At 35.7% G+C, this 23,642-nt stretch carries 24 protein-coding genes and 1 riboswitch; of the genes, 17 read left to right on the forward strand and 7 right to left on the reverse strand.

The window, feature by feature from the left end:
• Positions 1–48 precede the first annotated feature (48 nt).
• Together MKY04_RS02080 and MKY04_RS02085 are read right to left on the reverse strand one after the other, a co-directional pair.
• Positions 49–1,188, reverse strand: coding sequence for an IS110 family transposase (locus tag MKY04_RS02080; protein WP_346234614.1), 1,140 nt, complete (start codon positions 1,186–1,188; stop codon positions 49–51).
• Between the two features lie 422 nt (positions 1,189–1,610).
• The gene (locus MKY04_RS02085; protein WP_126294661.1) at positions 1,611–2,429 is read right to left on the reverse strand and encodes a S1C family serine protease; all 819 of its coding nucleotides are present in this window, start codon (positions 2,427–2,429) and stop codon (positions 1,611–1,613) included.
• Positions 2,430–2,700: 271 nt separating this feature from the next.
• Positions 2,701–2,846: riboswitch (guanidine-I (ykkC/yxkD leader) on the forward strand.
• A 362-nt stretch (positions 2,847–3,208) separates the two neighbouring features.
• Here MKY04_RS02085 and MKY04_RS02090 point away from each other — a divergent pair.
• The 4 genes from MKY04_RS02090 (at position 3,209) to MKY04_RS02105 (ending at position 4,705) form a co-directional block, all read left to right on the forward strand.
• Entirely contained in the window at positions 3,209–3,550 is a 342-nt protein-coding gene (locus MKY04_RS02090) for a DMT family transporter (RefSeq protein ID WP_126294662.1), read from the forward strand.
• Complete coding sequence (locus MKY04_RS02095) at positions 3,550–3,867, forward strand: DMT family transporter (protein ID WP_126294663.1); 318 nt, start codon at positions 3,550–3,552, stop codon at positions 3,865–3,867. The genes MKY04_RS02090 and MKY04_RS02095 overlap by 1 nt, the downstream gene beginning before the upstream one ends.
• A gap of 82 nt (positions 3,868–3,949) precedes the next feature.
• Positions 3,950–4,525: an RNA 2',3'-cyclic phosphodiesterase gene (thpR, locus tag MKY04_RS02100; protein ID WP_126294664.1), complete on the forward strand. Its 576-nt coding sequence runs from the start codon at positions 3,950–3,952 to the stop codon at positions 4,523–4,525.
• A gap of 42 nt (positions 4,526–4,567) precedes the next feature.
• Complete coding sequence (locus tag MKY04_RS02105; protein ID WP_185807738.1) at positions 4,568–4,705, forward strand: hypothetical protein; 138 nt, start codon at positions 4,568–4,570, stop codon at positions 4,703–4,705.
• A gap of 52 nt (positions 4,706–4,757) precedes the next feature.
• Here the strand turns inward: MKY04_RS02105 and helD are convergent, their stop codons facing one another.
• Positions 4,758–7,031 carry an RNA polymerase recycling motor HelD gene (helD, locus tag MKY04_RS02110; protein ID WP_126294665.1) on the reverse strand — a complete coding sequence of 758 codons (2,274 nt, stop codon included), beginning with the start codon at positions 7,029–7,031 and terminating at the stop codon, positions 4,758–4,760.
• Positions 7,032–7,314: 283 nt separating this feature from the next.
• On the reverse strand, positions 7,315–7,851 hold the full coding sequence (locus MKY04_RS02115; RefSeq protein ID WP_346235239.1) for a hypothetical protein: 537 nt from the start codon (positions 7,849–7,851) through the stop codon (positions 7,315–7,317).
• Between the two features lie 103 nt (positions 7,852–7,954).
• On the opposite strand from MKY04_RS02115, the gene MKY04_RS02120 reads away from it, so the two are divergent.
• A complete protein-coding gene (locus tag MKY04_RS02120; RefSeq protein ID WP_346235240.1) occupies positions 7,955–8,527 on the forward strand; it encodes a TetR/AcrR family transcriptional regulator in 573 nt (190 codons plus the stop codon).
• Between the two features lie 148 nt (positions 8,528–8,675).
• Positions 8,676–9,401 (forward strand): glycerophosphodiester phosphodiesterase, encoded by a 726-nt coding sequence (locus MKY04_RS02125; protein WP_346235241.1) that lies wholly within the window; start codon positions 8,676–8,678, stop codon positions 9,399–9,401.
• Positions 9,402–9,486: 85 nt separating this feature from the next.
• Here the strand turns inward: MKY04_RS02125 and madM are convergent, their stop codons facing one another.
• Positions 9,487–10,248 carry a malonate transporter subunit MadM gene (gene madM / locus MKY04_RS02130; protein WP_346235242.1) on the reverse strand — a complete coding sequence of 254 codons (762 nt, stop codon included), beginning with the start codon at positions 10,246–10,248 and terminating at the stop codon, positions 9,487–9,489.
• A complete protein-coding gene (madL, locus tag MKY04_RS02135) occupies positions 10,241–10,639 on the reverse strand; it encodes a malonate transporter subunit MadL (protein WP_126294670.1) in 399 nt (132 codons plus the stop codon). The genes madM and madL overlap by 8 nt, the downstream gene beginning before the upstream one ends.
• 217 nt (positions 10,640–10,856) lie before the next feature.
• Between madL and MKY04_RS02140 the strand changes: the two genes are divergently transcribed.
• From MKY04_RS02140 to MKY04_RS02170, 7 genes are all read left to right on the forward strand, one after another.
• Positions 10,857–11,507: a GntR family transcriptional regulator gene (locus tag MKY04_RS02140; RefSeq protein ID WP_126294671.1), complete on the forward strand. Its 651-nt coding sequence runs from the start codon at positions 10,857–10,859 to the stop codon at positions 11,505–11,507.
• Between the two features lie 14 nt (positions 11,508–11,521).
• On the forward strand, positions 11,522–12,460 hold the full coding sequence (locus tag MKY04_RS02145) for an ACP S-malonyltransferase (protein ID WP_126294672.1): 939 nt from the start codon (positions 11,522–11,524) through the stop codon (positions 12,458–12,460).
• A 251-nt stretch (positions 12,461–12,711) separates the two neighbouring features.
• A complete protein-coding gene (mdcA, locus tag MKY04_RS02150) occupies positions 12,712–14,370 on the forward strand; it encodes a malonate decarboxylase subunit alpha (RefSeq protein ID WP_126294673.1) in 1,659 nt (552 codons plus the stop codon).
• A gap of 20 nt (positions 14,371–14,390) precedes the next feature.
• Complete coding sequence (locus MKY04_RS02155) at positions 14,391–15,236, forward strand: triphosphoribosyl-dephospho-CoA synthase (RefSeq protein ID WP_126294674.1); 846 nt, start codon at positions 14,391–14,393, stop codon at positions 15,234–15,236.
• 20 nt (positions 15,237–15,256) lie between these two features.
• On the forward strand, positions 15,257–15,565 hold the full coding sequence (locus MKY04_RS02160; RefSeq protein ID WP_126294675.1) for a malonate decarboxylase subunit delta: 309 nt from the start codon (positions 15,257–15,259) through the stop codon (positions 15,563–15,565).
• Positions 15,546–17,231: a biotin-independent malonate decarboxylase subunit beta gene (locus MKY04_RS02165; protein ID WP_346235243.1), complete on the forward strand. Its 1,686-nt coding sequence runs from the start codon at positions 15,546–15,548 to the stop codon at positions 17,229–17,231. The genes MKY04_RS02160 and MKY04_RS02165 overlap by 20 nt, the downstream gene beginning before the upstream one ends.
• On the forward strand, positions 17,222–17,854 hold the full coding sequence (locus MKY04_RS02170; protein WP_346235244.1) for a malonate decarboxylase holo-ACP synthase: 633 nt from the start codon (positions 17,222–17,224) through the stop codon (positions 17,852–17,854). Before MKY04_RS02165 ends, MKY04_RS02170 begins: the two co-directional genes overlap by 10 nt.
• A gap of 201 nt (positions 17,855–18,055) precedes the next feature.
• Here the strand turns inward: MKY04_RS02170 and MKY04_RS02175 are convergent, their stop codons facing one another.
• On the reverse strand, positions 18,056–19,084 hold the full coding sequence (locus tag MKY04_RS02175) for a DUF2804 domain-containing protein (protein WP_126294698.1): 1,029 nt from the start codon (positions 19,082–19,084) through the stop codon (positions 18,056–18,058).
• Positions 19,085–19,386: 302 nt separating this feature from the next.
• Between MKY04_RS02175 and MKY04_RS02180 the strand changes: the two genes are divergently transcribed.
• From MKY04_RS02180 to MKY04_RS02195, 4 genes are all read left to right on the forward strand, one after another.
• Positions 19,387–19,917: an amidase domain-containing protein gene (locus tag MKY04_RS02180; RefSeq protein WP_246020333.1), complete on the forward strand. Its 531-nt coding sequence runs from the start codon at positions 19,387–19,389 to the stop codon at positions 19,915–19,917.
• Positions 19,918–20,064: 147 nt separating this feature from the next.
• Positions 20,065–20,838, forward strand: a complete 774-nt coding sequence (locus MKY04_RS02185; RefSeq protein WP_126294679.1) for a DUF7683 domain-containing protein — start codon at positions 20,065–20,067, stop codon at positions 20,836–20,838.
• A gap of 268 nt (positions 20,839–21,106) precedes the next feature.
• Positions 21,107–21,703, forward strand: a complete 597-nt coding sequence (locus tag MKY04_RS02190) for a nitroreductase family protein (RefSeq protein ID WP_126294680.1) — start codon at positions 21,107–21,109, stop codon at positions 21,701–21,703.
• 234 nt (positions 21,704–21,937) lie between these two features.
• Entirely contained in the window at positions 21,938–23,470 is a 1,533-nt protein-coding gene (locus MKY04_RS02195; protein ID WP_346235245.1) for a CoA-acylating methylmalonate-semialdehyde dehydrogenase, read from the forward strand.
• The last annotated feature ends 172 nt before the right edge of the window (positions 23,471–23,642 follow it).

Here is a 23,642-nt window from a genome sequence, read left to right on the forward strand (position 1 = left end):
TACCTGTTGTGGGGTAACTTTGTATATTACTTTTTGGTTTTGGTTAAGTTATGACATTTGGGGTTCTTTATAAGGCTCCTTGTTTAATAACATGGAGTAAATAACCCGAAGCATTCGATGCGAGATCGCAACGAGTGCTTTTTTCTTTCCTCTTCGTGCTGCTAATGACCAATATTTGTTTGCCAGCCATCGATTTCGACTTCTTGAAACAGCCCACGCTGCTTCACACATAGCGGATTTTATATGAGGATTTCCTTTCACTGTACGTGTACTCTTCCTTTTCCCAGCACTTTCGTGATTCCCTGGTGAAACTCCTGCCCATGATGCAAGATGTTGAGATGTCGGGAACTGTTCCATTTCTACTCCTATTTCTGCAATAATTACAGCTGCAGTATCTTTACTTATTCCTGGTATGGTAATTAACAACTGTAGTTCTTCTTGATAATTTTGAAGTAGTTGATCCACCCGTTCTTCGATTTCTGAAATTAAGGTTTCTAAGTATTGAATATGTTGCCAGGACTGACGAATCAAGAAGATTTGATGCTCATTTATTGTTCCAAATAAGGAATCTGTAATCCATTGCTTTTTCGGAATCAACTTCCCATGAATATCTTTTTCTACATCCGTTTCGTCGACATAGCCTTGTTCAATTAATCGATTTAATAGTTTTCGACCTGATACACCAAATACATCCGAGATTACTGTACTTAGTTTGACATTTGAACATTCTAATACCTTTTGGATTCGATTTTTCTCTGAAACTAAATGACTAATCCACTTTTTACGTAGTCTCGTTAAATCTCGGAGTTCACGAATATTTACAGGGGGAACAAAGCTCTTTTCTATCAAACCATGACGTAATAACTTCGCTATCCATTCTGCATCTGAAACATCTGTTTTTCTTCCGGGTACATTTTTAATTCGCTGGGCATTAGCTAACGTGATATCAAAGAAATCTTCTAAGATGTTAAATACAGGTTTCCAATACACACCCGTACTTTCCATTGCAATATGTGTAACTTCATGTCCCTCTAACCATTTTAAAAGCCTAAATAAATCTTTTGTGAGTGTTGGAAATGTTTCGGTCTCTATATACATTTCGTCTTCATGATTACCTTTAATAACACAAGCTACAATCGTTTCTGAATGTACGTCTAAACCTGCACACTTCTCAATAAATACTTCCATGAAATCACTCCGATTCATTAAGATCACAAACAGTGAGTGAATTTGAAGATAAGCATTTTTCTGTACGTAGTCATCCTACTATCAAGTGGAGCTAACAAAGGGTTGAACACCAAATTCACTCAAACAGTTTATTTTACAGGGTCAAAGCCACCAAAAAAAGCCACGTCTTACATCCTGTTTGTGTCATTACCATTATGAACCGAAGGTACTTATTTTCATGCCAGGGTTGGGTGTAAAAAACTCATGATTGTTTATTTATAATAAATAAATTTACTTGTATTTTCGTATGAAATAAAAAATCACCTTCATCTTATAGGTGTAGGTGATTTAGTATAAATATCGCGAAAACTTAGAGGCCAAAAAAATAATGTCTCCATATTTTAGTTATATATGGTGTTTCAATTAACTTGATAAGTAGCCCTTTATTTTAGGAAGTCGAGCTGTTGCTGTAATAAATTAATAGGTACAAATAAACCGACATGCCCATATTGATTGTCTTTTATTGTGGCAAAAATAATACCAATAACTTTTCCTTCATCGTTAATAACAGGGCTTCCACTATTTCCTCGATAAACTGGGGCGTCTAACATAATAACTTGTTCTTCCCAGTCAGACAGCAATGTATAATCTATAATCTCACCCTCATTTGCAATTCCAGAAAAATAAAGTGGATTGCCAATAAAATAAATGGCTTCATTTTTTGTGGGTTCGTATGAATCAGCTAATTCTAAATAAGGGAGATCTTCTCCCTCAACCTTTAGGATAGCTAAATCAATGTCAGGAAAACTTTTTACTACTTCTCCTTTAAATATTCCATCATCAGGAAAGGTAATAGTTACAGTAAGGGCATCCTCAATTACATGTTCATTCGTTATTATGTATCCATCACTTGATATAGTAAAACCTGTTCCTTTGCCACTATTAGTTTTTACTTCAACAACTGCCTTTTTGTATGCTTTAATATCATCTTGTCCAGAAAGAGAAGCAGATGTTTTTAAAAACTCTATAGCTGGAATCGAGTATATTTCAAAAATTACTGCAAATGTACTAAACATTAGCATGCCAGCCATTATCCAAGCAACCAGGCGAGTGGATTGACGCATTTTCTTCTTAGTCGGTTTGACACCCATTAACCGTTCTTGACGTTCCTTTTCTAATGCCTTTTTTTGCTCTTCGAGTACTAGCTCGATTAATTCTTCTTCGCTAATCGGTTCAAAATCACTTTGATTATCCTTTGCCATTTCACGCCTCCTTGTATAGCGTTTTAATATTCAAGAAAAAAGTATGATTATGTACTCGTTAAAAGCAACTGTTGTTTCTAAAAATATATCATTTATCTTTGCGCATTCAAAATATACCCCTCTATTTCAGGGCTATAATAATATTACCTTCTCTGTTTTACAAAGTAGATGGAGTTAACTGAATCGTTGATATTACTAGCGTTACGCAAAAAATAGCAAACTCAGCTTGAACATTTTATTTAGTTGTGACATAATACAAGACAATTGATTAGTAAATGTTTTCTAGGGTTCCGCTATTTAATAGGTCTGGTCCGAGAGAAAACTCACGGCAATAATTTCTGCATTTTTTATTTAACTTAAGGGATACTATAAATAAGCAGTATGACCGTGCCACGGAAGGATAAAAGCCTGGGAGATTCATGTAATCTCTTAGGTTTTTTTTATTCGTAAGGAAATTATTAAATTTGATTTATGAATAAAATGTCTAGCGCAAGCCACCAGCCCCTTGAGGTCGCGGTCTGCCCCTCGGTCGAAAGCTGGAAAAGCTTCGAGCTTCGGGCCCTCCTCAGGGATGTGCAAGTGCAGACAAGACATGCGATGTGGCATTTTTGTCGGCCAACGCTTGGGGCTCACACGATGTGAGTCATGTCGGTGATGCCACACGATGTGGCGTTTTCACCGACTTGGGGCTAAGCAAATTTATTCTGCATCGAAAGCAATAGTGATAGATGCAGAGCGCGTGCGCTTTTATTGTTGTAATAGAGGAGGATCAAGTTTAAATGAATAAACACTGGTTGAAGGTATTTTTAGCAGCATTATTTGAAGTGTTTTGGGTTATTGGATTAGCTAATGCATTTGACTTCTGGTCATGGGCAGGCACAATCATTGCAATTGTTATCTGCAACTATTTTTTAATTACAGCAACACAACAATTACCAACTGGTACAGTTTATGCCGTCTTTGTTGGGCTAGGTACAGCAGGTGCGGTTATTTCAGAAATTTTATTTTTTGGCGAACAATTTAATCTTATTAAAATTTTATTAATTGTATTGTTGTTAGTTGGAGTTATTGGACTAAAGTTAGTTACAGATAATGTAGATGATAAAGGGGCTGAACATTAGTGGAGTGGGTTGCTTTAATTACAGCAGGAATATTTGAAACATTTGGGGTTGCGATGATGAACCAGTTAAGTATTAGCCGAAACTGGAAACCGTTTGTACTTTTAATTCTTAGTTTTTGTGCAAGCCTATTTCTTCTTCAATATTCTATGAATTTTATATCAATGGGAACAGCCTACGCTATTTGGACAGGAATTGGCGTAGTAGGCGGTACATTTATTGGCATGATTTTTTATGGCGAGTCAAAGGACTGGAAAAGAATATTGTTTATTTCAATCATTTTAATTTCAGTTATTGGGTTAAAATTGATTGATGGATAATATCACTTCAAATGCGAATCATAATAAAAGTAACAGCAGAATAAAGAATTTAACTTTAAATAAAGTTTAGGGGGATGGGGAAATGGCGCTAAAAAATCATTATTTCTTTGCAGTAAAATTACCGGGTGAAGTGAAATCTTTTCTTAATGAGTGGGTTGAAATCAATAAAGAAGCTTTCCCATTTAAAAAATGGGTTCATCCTGAAGATTATCATATTACACTTGCATTTTTAGGGTTTGTAGAAGAGTCCATGCTCAAAAATTCAATTGAGAAAATCAAAGAAGTTTTAGCTGGGGAAAATTCCTTTACACTGACTTTAAACGAAATTGGTACATTTGGTGCGGCGAAGAGTCCACGAATATTTTGGACTGATGTTCAGAAATCCGAAGTATTAATGGAATTACAAAAGAAAGTCTATGAAAGCTGTGTAAAAATGGGCTTTGAATTAGATAAAAAGCCATTTCGGCCACATATTACACTTGCAAGAAAATGGAAAAGTGAACAACCTTTTCACCAAGATAATCTAACTTTAATAAGAACAAATGAGGGAAAACTATTTTCATTTACTGTTAGTGAAATCGCTCTTTATGAATCGCACGTTGAAAGTTCACCTAAGTATAAGGAGATTGCAATATTTCCTTTAATGCCTAAAGAATAAATTTCCTTTATTTTAATATACTAAAATAAAAGGAGTGATTGTATGAGAATACCCGCGTTGCCACAATCAAAAGAATTTAAAGTTAAAGCGAAGGAATCACTGTGGCGAGCCATTAGAAAAATCGCTGCAAGTAAAATTGAAAAGAAACGTGGTTTTATACGCATTCCACCTAGAAAATAAAGCTGTTCTGTGCTGTTTTAAATAGCCAGAGCAGCTTTATTGTTTTCTAAAGTTAGCTGTTTTCCGACATCTTTAATACACTATCGAGTAAAAATACATCCTCATTAGGTCCAACTAGATACAACTCGTGCATAGCTCGAGTTAAGGCTACATATAGCAATTTTCGATCGATCCTTGTATCAAAGTAGGGGATGTCAAAAGCAGCTAAAATAACAGCATCAAACTCCAATCCTTTTGCCAAATGACTTGGTACTACGAGAAGACTGGAACCTTTTAGCTCGGATTCTTCAGATAGCATTTGAGCATCTATCCCAGAGTTAGTTAATAATTTTGTATAGTCTGTAGCTTCTTTTGTTGTTTTACAAATAAGGGCAATGGATTTGTGACCGTTTTGCTTTATCCGATTGTAAATGGTTTGAATTCTTTCAACATTAAATTCATTGCATTTAATAAAAGTAGGATTATTCCCATGACGAACAACTGGTTCCACCAATGGTAGATCCTCATCCATCTTTGCTAAAATTTTGTTGGCGATTTCCATAATTTCGATTGTTGTTCGATAGCTTTTTTGCAAAGTGAAATAATTAGCGCGCGGAAATAACTCAAGAACTGGAGACCATTCTGTTAAAGAGCGGTAGCTATGAATTCCTTGGGCCAAATCGCCAACCATTGTAAACATATCTGTTTCTAGTCCTGCTTTTAATGCAGCAAGCTGGAATAAGCTATAATCTTGCACTTCATCGATAAAAACAACACGCATTTTAAATTGATCAGCAATACCTTTAATTTTCGCATGTAAATAATAAAGTGCAGCTAAATCTTCTAATACCCATTGTTCCTTTGCATGGGCTCGAATAAATTTTTCTTGCTCTTCAAATGTCCATTCCGGAGCAAGTTCTCTTAAAAGCAGGCGATCTGTTACTAATTTTCGATACATAGGCTTAATTTTTACTTTTTCAAAACGGCGCATATAAGCTGTTGCAGCAGATTTAGATTGTTCTTTTATTTTTGGAATACGTTCGTCGCGTTCATCTATAAATTTTGTTACTGTTTGACGTCGTTTTTCTGGATCTCGAAGCCCACTTAACGCTTTCCCTATCATTTCTTCATATCGTGCGTTTAATGTAGAGAGAACTGCTTTTGACTTTCTTTTTACCTCTGTTTGAACAACCTTCTTTATCCGTTCAAGCCGTTTTTCAATTGGCATATAGGCAAATTCAGTTAAGAAAAGCTTTTTTAAATGGCTTCCTCGCATTATTCGGTATTTTTCAATATACACATCTTCGTCAAATAAACTAGCTAAATTTTGCTCGTGCAATTTAATATAACGATCTAAAATATCACGGTAAAGCAGCGAGCCTTTAATTTTAGAAATATTAAAGGAGGGCAGGGCATCGATTGCTCCTTCCACAAGCTCTTCTAATTGCTCATTTGGATTTTGAAGCTTTAATTTAATACCCGTCGCTTTTTGGACATACTCCGAATAAGTAGTTTGACATATATGCTCGACACCAAGTTCTGGCAACACATCTCCAATATAATCAATAAATAGTTTGTTCGGAGCTAAAATCATGAGCTGCTCAGGGTTAAAGTGTTCACCCATTGTATAAAGAAAGTAAGAAATTCTGTGAAGAGCAATGGTCGTTTTTCCGCTGCCAGCAGCACCTTGGACTAAGATTGGCTGACGCAGGTGTGCTCGAATAATTTCATTTTGTTCTTTTTGAATAGTAGCCACAATTTCCGTTAATCGAACATCAGCCTTGCCAGAAAGTGCATCTTGAAGTAATTCATCATTTGTTGTTAAGTCTACATCTTGAAAGCTTAGTAGCTGACCATCTTCAATTTTATATTGCCGTTTGGAAAATAAATGGCCAGAATATTCTTCATCTCGTACCTGATACGTTATTTCTCCAAGCCGTCCATCATAGTAAACATTTGCGACAGGGGAACGCCAGTCGACAATAATGGGCTCAAATGTTTCGTTGTGAAATAAAGAGGTCTTGCCAATATACAAAAGTTCCTCTGCTTCACCTTTACGTTGAAAATGAATCCTGGCAAAATAAGGTTTTTTCTTTACTGCTTCAAGACTTTCCTTTTGATTTAATGCCAATTCAAAAAATCTGGAGTTAGTTAATATATTGATATAACTATCACTTGAATCAATATATTCAAGGTTTGCCATAGATTCTTTGATTTTTTCTTGCACTGCTCTTAAATCACGTTGAGAAGCTTCAAGTATTTCATCCATATATTGTTTTGTAAATTGTAATCTTTCCACTTCTTTCTGGAAGTCGGGATGCAAGTAGCTTTGATTTGCCTCGTCCATTTGAAATCTATCCTCCCATCGCTTGAGTTAGACAGCATCGTACAAATCAATACGAATTGACGTATAAAAGATAGTTTTAATCTTACTAAATTTCCCTTATGAAGTGAAGTTTTGTCCATTGGTGAGTTGAAATTGTTATGGCAAAGTCAATGTAAATAGTTGAATGATATGCAGGGATGTTTGAACGAAATGTAAAGGGGCTGCCGGGTGAGGGTGCTAAAGTAAAATTAAAAGGCGGTGTTATTCATAAATAAGTGAATAGCATCCGCCTTATTATATAGCATTATTTTGACTCAGTTCTTTTAGGAAAAACAAGATAAGATAGACTTATTATACCGTCAATGATTAAAACAACCGACCATGTTTTCCAAACACCAATGATGGCATCAGTTCCATTGCTGCCAACATAGTTAATAATAAGCCAGAAGATGGCACTCCCGATTAAATAAGAAAAAACATGTCTTGCCAACATCTTCAATTCATAAATGCCCTTCTCCAAACCTACAAGTATTTTTTTAGAAGAAGGTTTCTTAAGGAACCATGATTGGAATTTATGGTCTGCCCAGTCAATCATTGATTTTCCATAAGCTATTGAAACACCTATATAAATAACTGATATTCCATGTGCGATAGTAGCTGTTGCACCGTTTCGTAAATCAACTACTGTCAGCATAATTAGCGCTAAGTCAATAAGCGGTGTTAATAAGAATAATAGAATACTAATTTTCTTCGATTTCAACACATAGCGTGCAAATAGACCTGCAATAATCACTACCCAAAAAGCAATTTCGGCTGCAATTATCCATTTTACCATTGTCATTATGCCTCTCTTTATTTTTATTTAGTACACTTGTATTAAATACTAGCATGAGGTTTTAAATAATACAAGTGTATTATTTAAATAATTGAGTTATAATAAAACCATGCCAAAAATAGTTGATCATGAAGAAAGAAAAGCGTTAATTGCAAAAGCTACATGGAATGTCATCGCTCGGGACGGGCTAGAGGGAGCATCTGTACGTTCCATTGCAAAGGAGGCGAATTTATCTCTTGGTGCAGTTCGCCATTATTTCAATACACAAGAAGAACTGCTTGAGTTTGCAATGCAACTTGTAGAAGAACAAGTTATAGAACGAATTATGGAACATACAAAAAATCCACTGCCACCAAAACAAATTGCAACAAACATGCTAATGGAACTTGTCCCATCAGGTGAACGTGTAATTGAGATGCAAGTATGGTTGGAGTACACTTCTTACAAATTACGAAAGAAAGAGTTAAAAGATGATCCCGTTTATCAGGGAATTTCCTTGATGATAAATAAATTAAACGAAGGAGGATTTTTAAAGGAAGATCTTCACATAGAAGAAGAGATTATTCATTTGCATGCCTTAATTGACGGTCTTGCATTACATATTTTAATGGGCTTGGTTAAAATCGGAAAGGATAGGATTCAGGCTTTAATTGAAAGAGAACTCGATAGGCTTTTTAAGTAGGACCTATCTCTTTTATTTACAGTTTGTTAAGTTAAATTAATGATTTTGTAAATAACTAAAAAATGGGCAATACTTGTTTTATTCTAAGTATATGTTATTTAAAGTATATAATTTAACTTACTAGTAAAATGAAGAGGGAGAGAACAATTTGAAAATAATTGCTCATCGAGGTTACTCTGCAAAGTATCCAGAGAATACGCTAGCTGCATTTCGAGCAGCTGCTAAATTACCCATTTATGGAGTAGAATTTGATGTTCATTTAACCAAGGATCACCAAGTTGTTGTAATACATGATGAGTCAATAGACCGTACGTCAAATGGAATAGGATTTGTGAAGGATATGACCCTTGAAGAACTTCGAAGGTATGATTATGGTTCTTGGTTTAGTAAAGAGTATACTGGAGAAGTAATTCCAACTTTGTCTGAAGTTTTAGCTGTTTTTTGTCATACTAATCAACGTATTAATATTGAGTTAAAATCTGATATTTTTGCTTATGAAGGTTTAGAAAAACTTGTTTTACAAGAAGTAGAGTCTTTTGGAATGATGGACCAAGTAATCATATCATCCTTTGATCATGAAATGGTGCAACGTGTTGCGAAGCTTGCTCCAGATGTTGAAAATGCTGCATTGTTTGCAAATGTAGTACTAAATCTAAATGAATATCAGAAGATTATACCTGCTAAAGCATTACACGTTTCTTTACCTTCTGCTGTTCGCCAGCCAGTACAAGAAGCTATTTTAAAGGATTCTCTAGTTCGTGTATATACTGTAAATGAAATAAAGTATGCAGATGTTTTGTTGAAAATTGGGGTAGATGCGATATTTACCGATGAACCAGAGATGATGATGGAGTATATTTTGAATAAGGTGTAATTAGTTACAATGGAAAGCACTTTAAACACTATTAAAATAATGATAAAAGACCGTCAGCGAGTTTGACGGTCTAGATTTTTAGAGTTTAGAAAATCATATCTGTAATTAAGAACAAAATGGTAGGGGCTAATAAACAGCCTAAGCCTGTATAGAAAGTAGCTGTAACCGCACCGTAGGGAACTAATTTAGGATCGGTTGCAGCTAATCCACCTGTAACACCAGAAGTTGTCCCCATTAAACCGCCAAATACCATAGCGGACATAGGATTATTTAAACCTATATACTTTGCTACAAATGGCGTGCTAATCATTACTAATACAGACTTAACTAAGCCAGCAGCAATACTAATTGCAATTATTTCAGAACTAGCTCCCAAGGCGGCGCCTGTAACTGGTCCCACAATATAAGTAACTGTTCCTGCACCTATTGTTGTCATATCTACAGGGTCAGTATATCCAAACATGAAGGCAAAAATTACGCCAACAACAAATGAGAGTAGAACCCCAACAAATAACGAAATGATTCCGCGGAAACCGGCCTTTTTAATTTCATCAAAATTTGCTCCGAAAGAAGTAGCAACAATTGCAAAATCTCGTAGCATACTGCCGCCCAAAAATCCTACACCTGCAAGAAAACTAACATCGGAAAGACCTTTCGAACCATCAGTTGCAACTCCACCGATATATGCTAAAACTAGTCCGAGAACAATGGCTATTGCAGATCCATGTATTCTTCCCTTTGTTAACTTGTTAGAGATTAAATAGGCTAGCCACATTGTGATACCTATAACTAGAAAAGCCATTACTAATCCATTATCAGTAAATACACCTAAAATAATATCAAGCATCCGCTTCACCTCCAATAGTAGGACTCGTGATAGCAGCTTCCTTTTGCTTTCCACTAATCAGAGGTACACATGCTAAACTAATGATAACTACTGCAATTCCGGCAATAATAGCTAACGGTCCCCCGGTCAATGCGCCTAATACATTCTGACTTGCAGCCATTGCTATTACTACTGGAATATACATTTGGTTCCAAAAACTTAAACCGTCTAGTGCGGGTTTGCTTATTTTTCCAGCCTTTATAAGCTTATCGACCACAATAATTAAAAGCAACATAGCAATTCCCACGCCGCCAACATTTGAATCTACTCCCATTATAGCTCCAATGAATTCCCCGACTACTGTACCAACAAGAAAACATCCTGCTAAAATAGCAACACCATAAATCACCATATTCTAACACCCCTTTGTCAAATCTCTAATTCAGAGAATATTCAGTCGACTGTATTCTGAAAACATCATAAATTAATAAAAAATATAAATCAACTAAAATTTTCGTATAAAACAGAAAAAAGCTGAAAATACGATTGAAATTTAAATTCTATTGTTTTATGATTTATGTACACAGTCGACTATAATAGAGTCGAAAATAACTTGAGGATGTGTTTTGATGGAATATTTCAACTATCCATTAGATAATGCTTTGTCGAGAAAAATTGCTGAAAAAATAATGGAGCAAATATTAAAAGCTGAGTTAAAGCCAGGAGACAAGATTGTGGAAAGTGTTTACGCTGAGATGTTTAATACTAGCCGATCTCCAGTTCGAGAAGCGATTTATCTTCTTGCAACGGAAGGCTTAATTGAAAGAATTCCTAGAAAGGGAGCTTTTATAAAGGGCTACACATTATCTGAAATTCAAGATCTATTAGATGTCAGAAATAACTTGGAGTTACTTGCGGCAAAGAGAATTTTTGAACCGCATAAAAAGAAAAAACTATTAGATGAAATGAAGAGTATCTTAAAGAAAATGGAGAAATCTACAAACCAATTTGAGTATACTCACTTGAACTATGCATTTCATTTAACGCTTATTAAATTTAGTGAAAGCAAGGTTTTAGAAGGAGTTTATAGTAAAATCTGTTTTCCTTTGTTGCGCATACAAGGTATTCACTTCTCCATAAATGAAACGATTGATAAGTCAAAGGGAGAGCATCGAAAAATCTATGAATTATTAAAAGAAAACGAAATGGATGAATTAATTTCTTTGCTCCGTAAACATACAGAGGATGTAATTTTCAATGTGCGTAGGAATTTGCTCTAAGGAGGAGGGATTGAATGAAAAGTGCTTTTCTCTTTCCAGGCCAGGGTTCGCAATATGAGGGGATGCTGAATGATTTACCAAATGATTCAGTTGTTAAAGAAGTTTTAGAAGAAAGCAGTGAAATATTAAAAAGACCAATTGATACATTACATAGTAAAAAGTCATTATCTACAACAAAAGCAGTTCAGCAATGTTTATTAATTGCATCTGTAAGTACCTATAAAATTTTTGAAAAAAATGGAGTAATGCCTAGCTATGTTGCAGGTCACTCTGTCGGGGCATTCGGAGCAGCAGTTGCTTCTGGTGTAATTACATTTGAGGAAGCGCTAAAACTGGTTACGCTGCGGGGAGAGCTAATGGAAAAAACGTGCGATAGTGGTTACGGGATGGCCGTTGTATTAGGTTTAGACGAGTATCAACTAAGCGAAATAGTGAGTAGTTTTTTTAATAAGGAATATCCAGTATATGTTTCAAATCGAAATTCACCGACTCAAATTACGTTATCCGGTTCATTAAAGGGATTGGAAAAGGCAATTGATTATGTAAAAAGCCATGGTGCAACATCAGCACATTTATTAAATGTCTCGACGCCTTCCCACTGTCCGTTATTTAAAAATGTAAGTGAGGAATTGCTGAGCGAGTTGGATAAGCTCAATCTAAAGAGACCGAAAATTCCGATATCAAGCAACGTAAATTCTCGGTTATTAAGGCAAGCAGATTCTGTGAAAGAAGATTTGGCAAAAAGTATTTGTTATCCAGTTAGGTGGCATGATGCTGTGAATTTACTTTATGAAGCTGGTGCTAGATTATTTATTGAAATGCCGCCGGGAGATGTTTTGAGCAAGCTAGCAAATCAAGCATTTCCAGATGTTCGAACAATCGCTATTTCAAAAAGTAGTATCGAAGACTGTTTCTATCTTCATTCAGGGGAAGACTCCCATCTCTATAGGTAGGAGATGAATACAGTTTTTGCTTCTATTCAGTGGGGGGCTAAACCAAAACTGAATGAAGTTAAAGCATCCAGCAAGTGATGCGATTTCGTAAAGGAGTTGGGAAAGGAAGTTAACCTAAGTGCGTCGCATCCATGCGGCAACGGTTAACTGACCAGCATCGTGCTGGCCTAAACACGAGTCCGAAATCCGGGCGCGGGTTAGCCAAGGCGTAATTGATGTAATGTCAAATTAAATAAATAGGGGTGTATAAAATGGTTATTACGAATAAGGAAAAAGCAGCTAGATCTTGGACAACAAGGTTGGAGGCGAAAAAAGAAAGAATTGAAAGCGTTAAAAGTTTGGTTGATGGTGTGATTATTCCTACTGATCGAATTGTTGATGCATTGGAACTATTAATAAAACCAGGGGATCGTGTTGTTCTTGAAGGAAACAACCAAAAACAAGCGTCGTTTTTATCACAAGCGTTAGTACAAGTGAATCCAAAAAAAGTTCATGACTTGCATATGATCATGTCCAGTATTTCAAGACCTGAACATTTAGATATTTTTGAAGAAGGAATTGCTAGAAAAATAGATTTCTCATACGCGGGGCCCCAAAGTTTAAGAATTGCCCACATGATAGAAGATGGAAGAATCGAATTAGGCGATCTGCATACTTATATTGAATTATATGGTCGGTTATTTATTGATTTAATTCCTTCTGTTGCTCTTGTTGCAGCGGATAAAGCAGATCGCAACGGCAATCTATACACTGGACCGAATACTGAAGAAACCCCAACATTAGTTGAAGCTGCAGCTTTTAGAGATGGTATTGTAATTGCTCAAGTTAATGAAATTGTAGATGAATTGCCTCGAGTAGACATACCGAGCTCATGGGTTGATTTTATTGTCGTTGCTGATAAACCATATGAGCTTGAACCGTTATTTACAAGAGATCCGAGACATATAACAGATATTCAGATTTTACAAGCAATGATGGTGATTCGTGGTATTTATGAAAAACATGGAGTGAAATCATTAAACCATGGTATTGGCTTTAATACGGCTGCGATTGAACTGCTTCTTCCAACTTATGCAGAATCATTAGGTTTAAAAGGGAAGATATGTACGAACTGGGTGCTAAATCCTCACCCTACATTAATCCCTGCAATAGAGTCTGGATGGGTTGAAAGTGTGCATTGCTTTGGTGGCGAGCTTGGAATGGAACAGTATGTAGCGGCAAGAAGGGATATCTTCTTTACAGGAAAGGATGGCAGTCTTCGTTCAAATCGTACGTTAGCACAATTAGCTGGCCAATATGCTGTTGATTTATTCATCGGTTCTACTTTGCAAATGGATGCATTAGGTAATTCATCTACTGTTACAAAAGGTCGTGTTGCTGGATATGGTGGAGCGCCAAATATGGGCCATGATCCAGGAGGCCGCCGCCACTCAACAGAGGCTTGGTATAACTTGATGACTTCTGATGATCCGTTAGCTCGCGGTAAAAAATTAGTAGTCCAAGTAGCAGAGACATTCCAAGAAGCAAATAAGCCAGTTTTCGTTGAATCCCTAGATGCAATTAGCGTAAAAGATCAAGCAAAGTTAGCAATTGCACCAGTTATGATTTATGGCGAAGATGTAACACATGTTGTCACAGAGGAAGGGATTGCCTATCTATATAAATCTGACAGCATATCCGAAAGAAGAGAAATGATTGCTTCTATCGCGGGAGTTACACCGATAGGAATGGAGCATAATCCTAAAACGGCAGAGCGATTGCGTCAACAAGGGTTAGTTGCTCTACCTGAAGATTTGGGTATTCGTCGATCAGACGCAAAACGTTCATTACTGGCTGCTAAAAATATTGATGAACTTGTTCAATGGTCAGGTGGTTTATATACTCCCCCAGCAAAGTTTAGAAGCTGGTAAAAAAAGAGAGGGTGAGGGGTGTGCAAGATCCGCATATTTTGGCAACAACTTTAGCTGATTTAGCAGTTGCGTCATTGATTGAAGAAGTTTCGCTTACTCCAAAGCCTGGTCTAGTTGATAGGATTGATCAAGGGTCACATGATGATTTAACTTTTTCAATGATGTTGGAGTCAGCAAATTGCTTGCATAATACATTCTACAACATGGCAATGGCTGCTTATGATAAAAAGCCCTCGCAGTATTTACGGGAAAAAATCGGTGAAATTGGCCGCGAGGGAGAAGCACAAATGTTTCAAGTTACAAATGGTGTCAATACACATAAAGGAGCAATCTGGTCGCTTGGATTATTAACTGCAGCGGCAGCGATTCAAAAGGAGCAATCCAATGACGATGCACTATGCTTTACTGCCGCTGAGATTGCTCAATATGAAGATAGATTTATACCACATCAAATGACGAATGGTATAAAAGCTGTTCGAAAGTACGGAGTTCATGGAGCGAAGGCAGAGGCTCAACTGGCATTCCCTCACATTCGAAAATATAGTTTGCCGGTTTTTAAGGCATCATTAAATCAATTTAACTATGAAATTGCAAAATTTCATTCCTTTTTAGCCTTAATGGCAAATTTAGATGATACATGCTTATTGCATAGGGGCGGTTTAGAGGGTTTAAATTTTGCGAAAAAGTATGCGTTTAAGGTGTTAAAAACAGGGGATTTAAATGAACTTAAAACTATGAATGAAAAATTTAAAGAGCGTAATTTGTCACCAGGAGGCAGCGCCGATTTACTAGCTGCAACAATTTACTTATATAAAATTAGTCAGTTGGTTTCTTCGCCTGAAAATGCTTACGCAACTGTTAATTAAACAATAGGGGAGTGGTTTGGATGGAAAAATTAATTTATACATTTCCAGCATCGAAAACAGTAAAAAGACCATCACATGTTGGTGTTGTAGGTTCTGGAGATTTGGAAGTATTAGTTGAACCAAATAATAGTAATGAAACAATTGTTGAAATTCGTACGGGAATTACTGGCTTCCAAGATACATGGAAAAAAGTGATTGAACGTTTTGTTAGTCAGCATGATATTTCTGCTTTCATTACGGTAAATGATTTTGGAGCAACGCCAGGCGTTGTGTCAATTAGACTAGCACAAGCAGTGGAGGTGAGTGTAAATGACTCAAATGATAACTGAGAGTTTAGTTGAAAGCTTAGCGCGTGAAAGAGCATTTCAATTATTGGATAAAGGCAGTGCCTATGAAATTCTAAGCCCATTCGATCGACTTGAATCCCCGCATCTTGCAGCACAAAATATCGTTCCACAATATGATGATGGGATGATTATTTTGAAAGGTACATTAAATGGTAAACCAACAGTTGTTGTTTCAATTGAAGGGAATTTCCAGGGCGGGGGTATTGGTGAAGTTTCTGGAGCAAAATTAGCAGGGACACTGGAAAAGGTACTAAAGGAGTGTAAGGAAGGAAATATCATTTATCCAGTAATTATTTATGATACAGGTGGGGTGCGTCTTCAAGAAGCAAACTATGGATTGCTATCAATAGCAGAAATTAGTGCCGCAATTGTTGAGCTTCGTGAATATGTACCTGTTGTAGGCATTATTCCGGGAAAAATCGGATCTTTTGGAGGAATGTCTCTAACTGCTGGATTATGTAGTGCTTTAATAATGACACGTGAAGGGCGTTTAGGAATGAATGGCCCGGAAGTAGTTGAGCAAGAAGCAGGAATACGTGAACTTGATTCAAGGAACAAACAGCTGATTTGGAAAATGATTGGTGGAGCAATTCGAAAAGAAATGGGTCTTGCGGATATTGTAATCGAGGATGATGTTCCAAATTTTAAAAATGCAATATTAAGTATTTGGAATGGTGAAGTAGAGCTAAAACATCGCACTAAAAATATTAATCAATATTTAACATTAATAAAATCGCTAAATATTGAAGAAAAAATCTCTCCCGAACAAGCGACAGATATTTTAAAAGGTATTAATAATGTTGAAAATACCGATGTCCCAACCCCTTCTGAACTAGTTAATAGCAGAGGAAGAATATGGTTTAATTTATTAACGGAAAATAAGCAATCAATAAGCGAAATACCTTCCGTTTTGGTCGCAGATACTGAAATAAATGGTATTAAAGCACGTATTATTGCAGTTGTCCCTAATCCTGAAAGTAAATTCTATCGTGCTCGTAAAGGTGAGGTTGGATTATTAGAAGGATGGACAATTGCAAAATATGTACGACAAGCAATAGAAGAGGACGCTCATTTAAATGAAAAGCGTCTAATTATACCAGTAGTAGATGTACCGAGTCAGGCATTTGGCTATCATGAGGAGCTGTTTGGAATTTATTTATCTTGTTCCGCAGCTGTGGATGCATATGCAACTGCTAGATTAGCAGGACATCCTATAGTTGCAGCTGTAGTAGGAAATGCAATATCAGGTGCTTTTTTATCCCATGGAATGCAGGCGAACCGTTTAATTGCGCTGAATGATGATGGGGTAAATGTTCACGTAATGTCAAAAAAATCAGCTGCGATAATTACTCAACGAACAATTGAAGAATTAGATATTGCGGCAAAAGATGTACCTTCAATGGCATATGATATTCAGTCGTTTAAAAAGCTTGGTGCACTTTATTCTTTAATAGATGGAGTAAATGCAGAGGAACCTTCCGTTGATGATAGTGCACTTGTAATTGAAGCTATTTATTCAGCATATGAAGATATTAAAAAAGAAAACGCTAGAGACTTATCTTACCGTTTGAAAACGGAAATTGCCGTTTCATCTGGCCGAGTTGCATCTATTAAAGTTCGGGAAATGATTGAGCAACAATGGAAATAAAGGTGCATGATATTATAAAATTCTCAAATGTTGATAAGTTAGAGCATTTTACAGCTGTTCCGGAATGGGTATTGAATACAGCTGCGGCGTCAAATTATGGTGTAGTGAGAAGAATGCCTATATCGAATAAACTAATCCCTATCGGTTTACGGGGGGAAAGTAGAGAGCAAAGATTTGGAACGTATATTCATGAGGAGAATATAGTAGAAGTAATTACTCCGAATTCATTAGTAATGTGTATAGATGAGTTTGAAAAAAGAATCTATTATCCTACATTAAAAGGTTTACGAGACGAATTTTCGAAGCTTAACTTATCATGGGGTCCTACAGGAAGCATTGGCTTTGAAATGGCAACAAATATTAACGTTACTTCAATGAAAAGCGATATTGATATTTCACTGTATATTGAGTCAATCGATGAGGAATTGCTAAAAGAGGTCGGGAGATTTATCAAAACTTTGGATAAACAGATAGATGTACAAGTTGAAATTCCGATAATAGGGGCGTTCCTATTAAACGATTATATAAGAAATTATGAGACAGGTTTTATCATTCGAACACCTTTTGGTCCACAATTATGCAGTATACAAGATAGGAAAATAAAAGTGCTTGCAGTTAATTAATTAGTATGGACGATTAAGTAAAGTGGAAAGAAGGTTTGGACAAACCTTATAAAAATTAATAAACCGCATGAAATCAAATTTAAAAACATTGATCTCATGCGGTTTTATATTGACGATTTGTGCAGTAAAAAATTAAGTCTTATGGATAAAGTTAATTTTAGAAGAAGCGGCCTTCCCATTTTTCTAAGATGACCAATAGTTTCACCATTTCGCTGCATGCTCTTCAATACAGCCAAGCATTTGTTGGATAGAGAGTATATTTCCATCCTCAAGTTTTATTTGCCCATTGTAGTAGCCGACCATTTGATGAACTTCAGATTTTACAAGTTTTGCATCAGTTTTGGCAACGCGTTCAAAGAATGGTTGAAATGTTAACATAACTTGATCAGAAAACTTTGTAGTTATATACCATGGCTTCATATAATTTGAACGATCATAATTAAACAAAACATCTTCGTGAATTTTTGTCATTTTACCATCAACAAATACTGCATTTTCTGTCATTCCAGTGCCATCTGTCCATTTTCCGCCAAAATTTAACCCCACTCTTTTATCTCGAACACGTTGGGACGCCATTCCCCAATTCCAAAATGCATTCCGTTGCCAAATACCACGGCCAAAATCTAAAACAGCATAACAATCTTCATCGTTAAAAAGGAAGCTTTTGTCTCCTATTTTTACAAAACCACTTGTTGGCAGTATATGATGCTTTGCAGTAAATTGAAACGTTTGACGGTTCCAAGGAACGACGACATTTAATGATTCATCTTCTTTTGGGTGCTGAATTTTGAGCTCTGCATTAAGTGTATCATTATCAAAATTCTCTGAAGTGACCTTTAAGTAAGTTTGATTTTGAAAATGAGTGATACTAATATTTATGTCGTTGTTTGAAAAACGTACTGGTTCTAATACCCTTGAAGGCATTTTTAGTTTGCCGCCGATGCCAAGGGGAATTGTAACTGTTTTTTCAAAAAAACGCTGTGTCTCATATTCTAAAAAATAGATGAAACACATTGCAGCATAATCGAAATGGCAAATTGTAACGGAAAATAAAATTTCCTCTCCATACACGCACCAATAATTCCATTTTTTCTTTTTTAAAAAGTGGCCAGATAAATTGCAATCGATGATTGGTTTGCGAGCAAAGCCAATCGCTTCAGGATTTAAATTCCCTTTTTTATCACATAATCGTGTAAGTTCAACAATTTCTCTTTCAGCGTGCTGCATCAATGCTAACATCCCTTTCACCCATTTTCTCTATTAAACTATCCCTGCATATTAAGGAAGTAAAATATGATTGGAGAATATAAATATATCAGTTTTTAATCATTATAAAATTTCCCAACCCTCTATTATTTAAGAGGATTTTAAACTTAATTATCTTATATTGTAGCAAAAATAAGATATGATTTGCGTCTTTAAAGCAATAGAAATTACCCTAGAAAATAAAGCGGTGATATTTTTAAAAGATAAGGAGAAAAACGGAAGATTACAAGCATATATTTGAAAAAAAAGGAGGTAACAAAATTACAATTTATTATAATCGGAATGCAGCTGTTCAGTATGCAAGAACTTGGTGGAATAAACGCAATCCGAACTATCCAGCCTTTTTAGTGGATTGTACCAGCTTCGTTTCTCAATGTTTGCGTGCAGGCGGAGCTCCAATGACGGGATATCCAAATCGTGCTAAAGGTTGGTGGATAACGGATGGGTGGAAGAGTGGCCGTGGAGTAGGCGGCAATTATTCCAATGAAACTTGGAGCTATAGCTGGTCAGTTGCTCATAGTTTACGTTGGTACTTAGAAAATGCTAAAACAGGCTTAACGGCAATACGTGTTCAATCTCCTTCTGAGTTGGAAATAGGGGACGTCATTTTATATGACTTTCAAGGAAATGGTGTTATTGACCATAGTGTAATTGTTACAAGTATGGCAAATGGCATTCCTTACATCCATGCTCATACAGCAGACAGCGCGGATCGTCATTATGATTACTCTAATTCTTTAGCATATACTCCAAATATAAAATACTATTTTTTTAAAATTGATGATGTATTTAATTAAAGCACCTGAGTAACCCCCAAAATAATATATATTAGAAAGTAAATTTAAATATGTTACTATGAATCTAAACAATTAACAGAAATTTGAATTGTTAAAGCAGTTTGCATAAATAGTGCCAAACTGCTTTTTCAGTATGGAGGCTTGAAAATGTCTCAAAAATATAAATATCAATGGCGTATAACAAAATACAATCCCGATTTTAGAGATGAAAATGGACACTATACAAAAATAGAAGATTGGACTAGTTCTTATGACATAGGAAAAGTATTCAATGGACAACTATTTACGTTCAAAGAATATCTTCATGTTGAGAGCGCTTATATCAATACAATATTGATGTTTTTAAAAGAAAGTAAAGTTAAATCACTAAGGGTTATAGGGCTAGAGAAACATAAATTCAAAGCACAACAGAAGTGGCAATTTTTATATGAAGATAAATTTCAACATGTCCAATTAGAAGAGGATATGGTAATTGACGTGGAAGACGTTCCGACAATTTGTAAGATGATCTTGAGAGAGTTAATGTACTGCCAACTACTAGTGAAGGATAAAATTTTTATTCATTTTGGCTGGGACTATTATATGTATATCGGTACAAATTACCAGTCAGCTGTTGCTATTAAATTTGCTTCAAATAATGGTCTTTACGTAGAATCATTTCAGTCACCATGTTATCTTTCACAAGAAGAAATTATTAGGATAATGCAGTGGGCCTTAATTGATGACGATAGTATTACAGGTGAAGAAGAACTTAAAAAGATCCCTTTGAAAGAATATCAAAATATACTTAATTTATTAGATGAACATCCAGTGACAGGAATATTTAAACTAAATACTCAGCATAAGGATTTTTTTCAAAGGTTTTTAAGTCATAAAATGGATTTTTCCAAGTATGAATATTATCTTTGGTGTAATAATTAATCCTAGTTAAAAGACACCGTATTTTGATGGAATGTCTTTTTTCTTTTTAAACTGGTATAGAGTGAGGAGAGTATTAATAGAAGCACTAAATTATTATAATAAGGAACTCTTTACAAACAGATAAGTAATGATAAAAATTAACTATATAATTGTAAAAAATGTGGTAAAAATCTATGCGTATTTTAAAATATTAAAATTTATGTTAATGTTAATTGGGAAGAAGATATTACATATGGTCTAGATATTTGTTTTTAAGGAGAGAAAAATAATGAAAGAACAGTCTTTATCAGTAAGAGAAGCAATTATCGGGAGACGTTCAATAAAGAAATTCAATGGCCAACCAGTTGATCGTGAAGATTTAATGAATATAATTGACGATGCTGTTTGGGCACCTAATCATAAAAATAGAGAGCCGTGGAGATTGGTTGTTGGTTGTGGAAAAGAGATTTTTGATTTACATCGCCTTTTACGTGATACAGCTATTCCTAATTGGAAGGAGCTTTCAGAAGAAGCATTAGAAAAGCAAATGCAAAAATTTACCCTTGCAGGAGCTTTTGTATTTGTGATTGTTCCGGAAGATGTCCGTCAAAAACAACGTTTAGAAGATTTCGCGGCTGCAAGCACCTTTATCCAAAATATACAATTACTTGCATGGGACTATGGGATTGGTTCGTGTTGGAAGACGCCAGATTACCTAGATGCACCAGCCTTCCGAGAAGCAATTGGTGCTGCACCAGGTGAGCGGATTATCTCAATGCTGCAATTAGGTTATTTTGATGAATTGCCAAAGGCTGTTGAACGAAAAAAGTCAAAAGAAATTGTAACGTTTTTCGGCAGTGTTCAAAATAATGATGAGTCTGAGTAGGATTTTTAATAATTATATGAGTAGACCTATAATTTTTCTATAGAGAAATTATAGGTTTTTTCTATTAGGAAAGTTAATTTATTGTACACAACGTCAAATTCAATAGCATTGATATTTACTAAATGTCCATTTCGTTGTTCTGTTAATTCATGTAAATTAATATTAATTTAAGAGGGTTCCATTCACTTAACGAGGAGCCAATAAATTGCAAATATCAAAAAGGGGTGTATTGGTATGGCAGTTGAACAAAGAGTAAAGGAATTGCACCATTTTATTAATGGGGAACAAGTTGAAGGTTCAAGTGGACGATATTCAAACGTATACAATCCTTCAACAGGTGAAGTAATTGCACAAGTACCATTAGCAACGAGAGATGAAGTGAAACATGCAATTGAAGTTGCTAAAAAAGCATTTCCAGCGTGGAAGAAATTGTCCTCTGGTAAACGGGCTGAAATTGTTTTGAAGTTCCGGCAATTACTAAAAGAAAATGAAGAAGAGTTAATCGAAGTGATTTGCCAAGAAAGTGGAAAAACGAAGGAGGACGCTAGGGGTGAGATAACACGTGGATTAGAATCTGTGGATCTTGCTATAAATGCCTCTCATTTATTAAAAGGTGAATACTCTGTCAATGTTGGCGGAAATATTAACGCATTTTCGACAAAATTACCATTGGGAGTAGTTGCTGCAATATCTCCGTTTAACTTCCCAGTTATGGTGCCGCTTGCGATTACAAGTATGGCTGTTGCTGTTGGAAATTCCGTTATTTTAAAACCATCGGAAAAGGTGCCTATGTCAGCTCTCTATTTTTCTGAGCTATGGAAAAAAGCAGGTCTTCCAGATGGCGTTTGGACAGTTATTAACGGAGATAAGGAAGCGGTTGATGAGCTTTTAGAAAACCCAACGATCGAAGCAATTTCCTTTGTTGGTTCTACTCCAGTAGCTGAATATATTTATCAAACAGGAACGAATTACAATAAAAGAGTTGCTGCATTTGGCGGAGGGAAAAACTTCATGATTGTTATGCCTGATGCAGATTTAGAAAAAACAGCGAATGCATTTATCGGGGCAGCTTATGGAGCAGCTTCTCAGCGTTGTATGGCGATTTCTGGTGCAATGGCAGTTGGCAAAGAAACAGCTGATAAGTTCGTTGCTATATTAAAAGAAAAAATTGAGAACTTAAAAGTTGGACCATATACAGATAATGAGGTTGATTTTGGTCCAGTTATTACAATGCAATCCAAGGAAGCGGTTATTAAGGCTATAAATAAAGGTGTTGAAGAAGGCGCAAAATTGGTTGTAGATGGACGAAACCCAAGTATTTGTGAAGTATCAAATGGATTCTATTTAGGTCCAACATTATTAGATGAAGTGAAGCCTTCAATGGAAATCTATGAACAAGAAGTATTCGGACCCGCACGAATTGTTGTTCGAGTGGAATCACTGCAGGAAGCAATCGATTTAATAAATGACCATGAACTAGGAAATGGTGTAACAATTTTCACAAACAATGGAGCAGCGGCACGTAAATTCCAGGAGGAAATTGAAGTGGGTATGGTGGGCGTAAATGTCCCTATACCGATTCCGGTGGGCTATCATAATTTTGGTGGCTGGAAACGCTCTAAGTTTGGTGAGGGCTTTATGTTTGGCCCAGACCAAGCGCGCTTTTTCACAAAAAGTAAAACCATTTCTGAAAAGTGGATTGATGTTGATGATGAAACAACTACCACATTTGCTTTTCCTAGTAATAATGATGGTGAAAATAAGTAACGGTCATTACAGCATGATCTCCAAAATTGGAGATCATGTTTTTTCTTTTTGAAGAGGTTATAAATTTTCGACTTATAGATAACTTTTCTGTAAAATAATGTTAGCATGTGAGAATGATCTTACTACTATAAATATACTTACGGGCAATTAAAGGTGTTTTGCGAATGATTTG

The sequence above is a fragment of the Lysinibacillus telephonicus genome, from assembly GCF_039654155.1.
GTDB lineage: Bacteria > Bacillota > Bacilli > Bacillales_A > Planococcaceae > Ureibacillus > Ureibacillus telephonicus.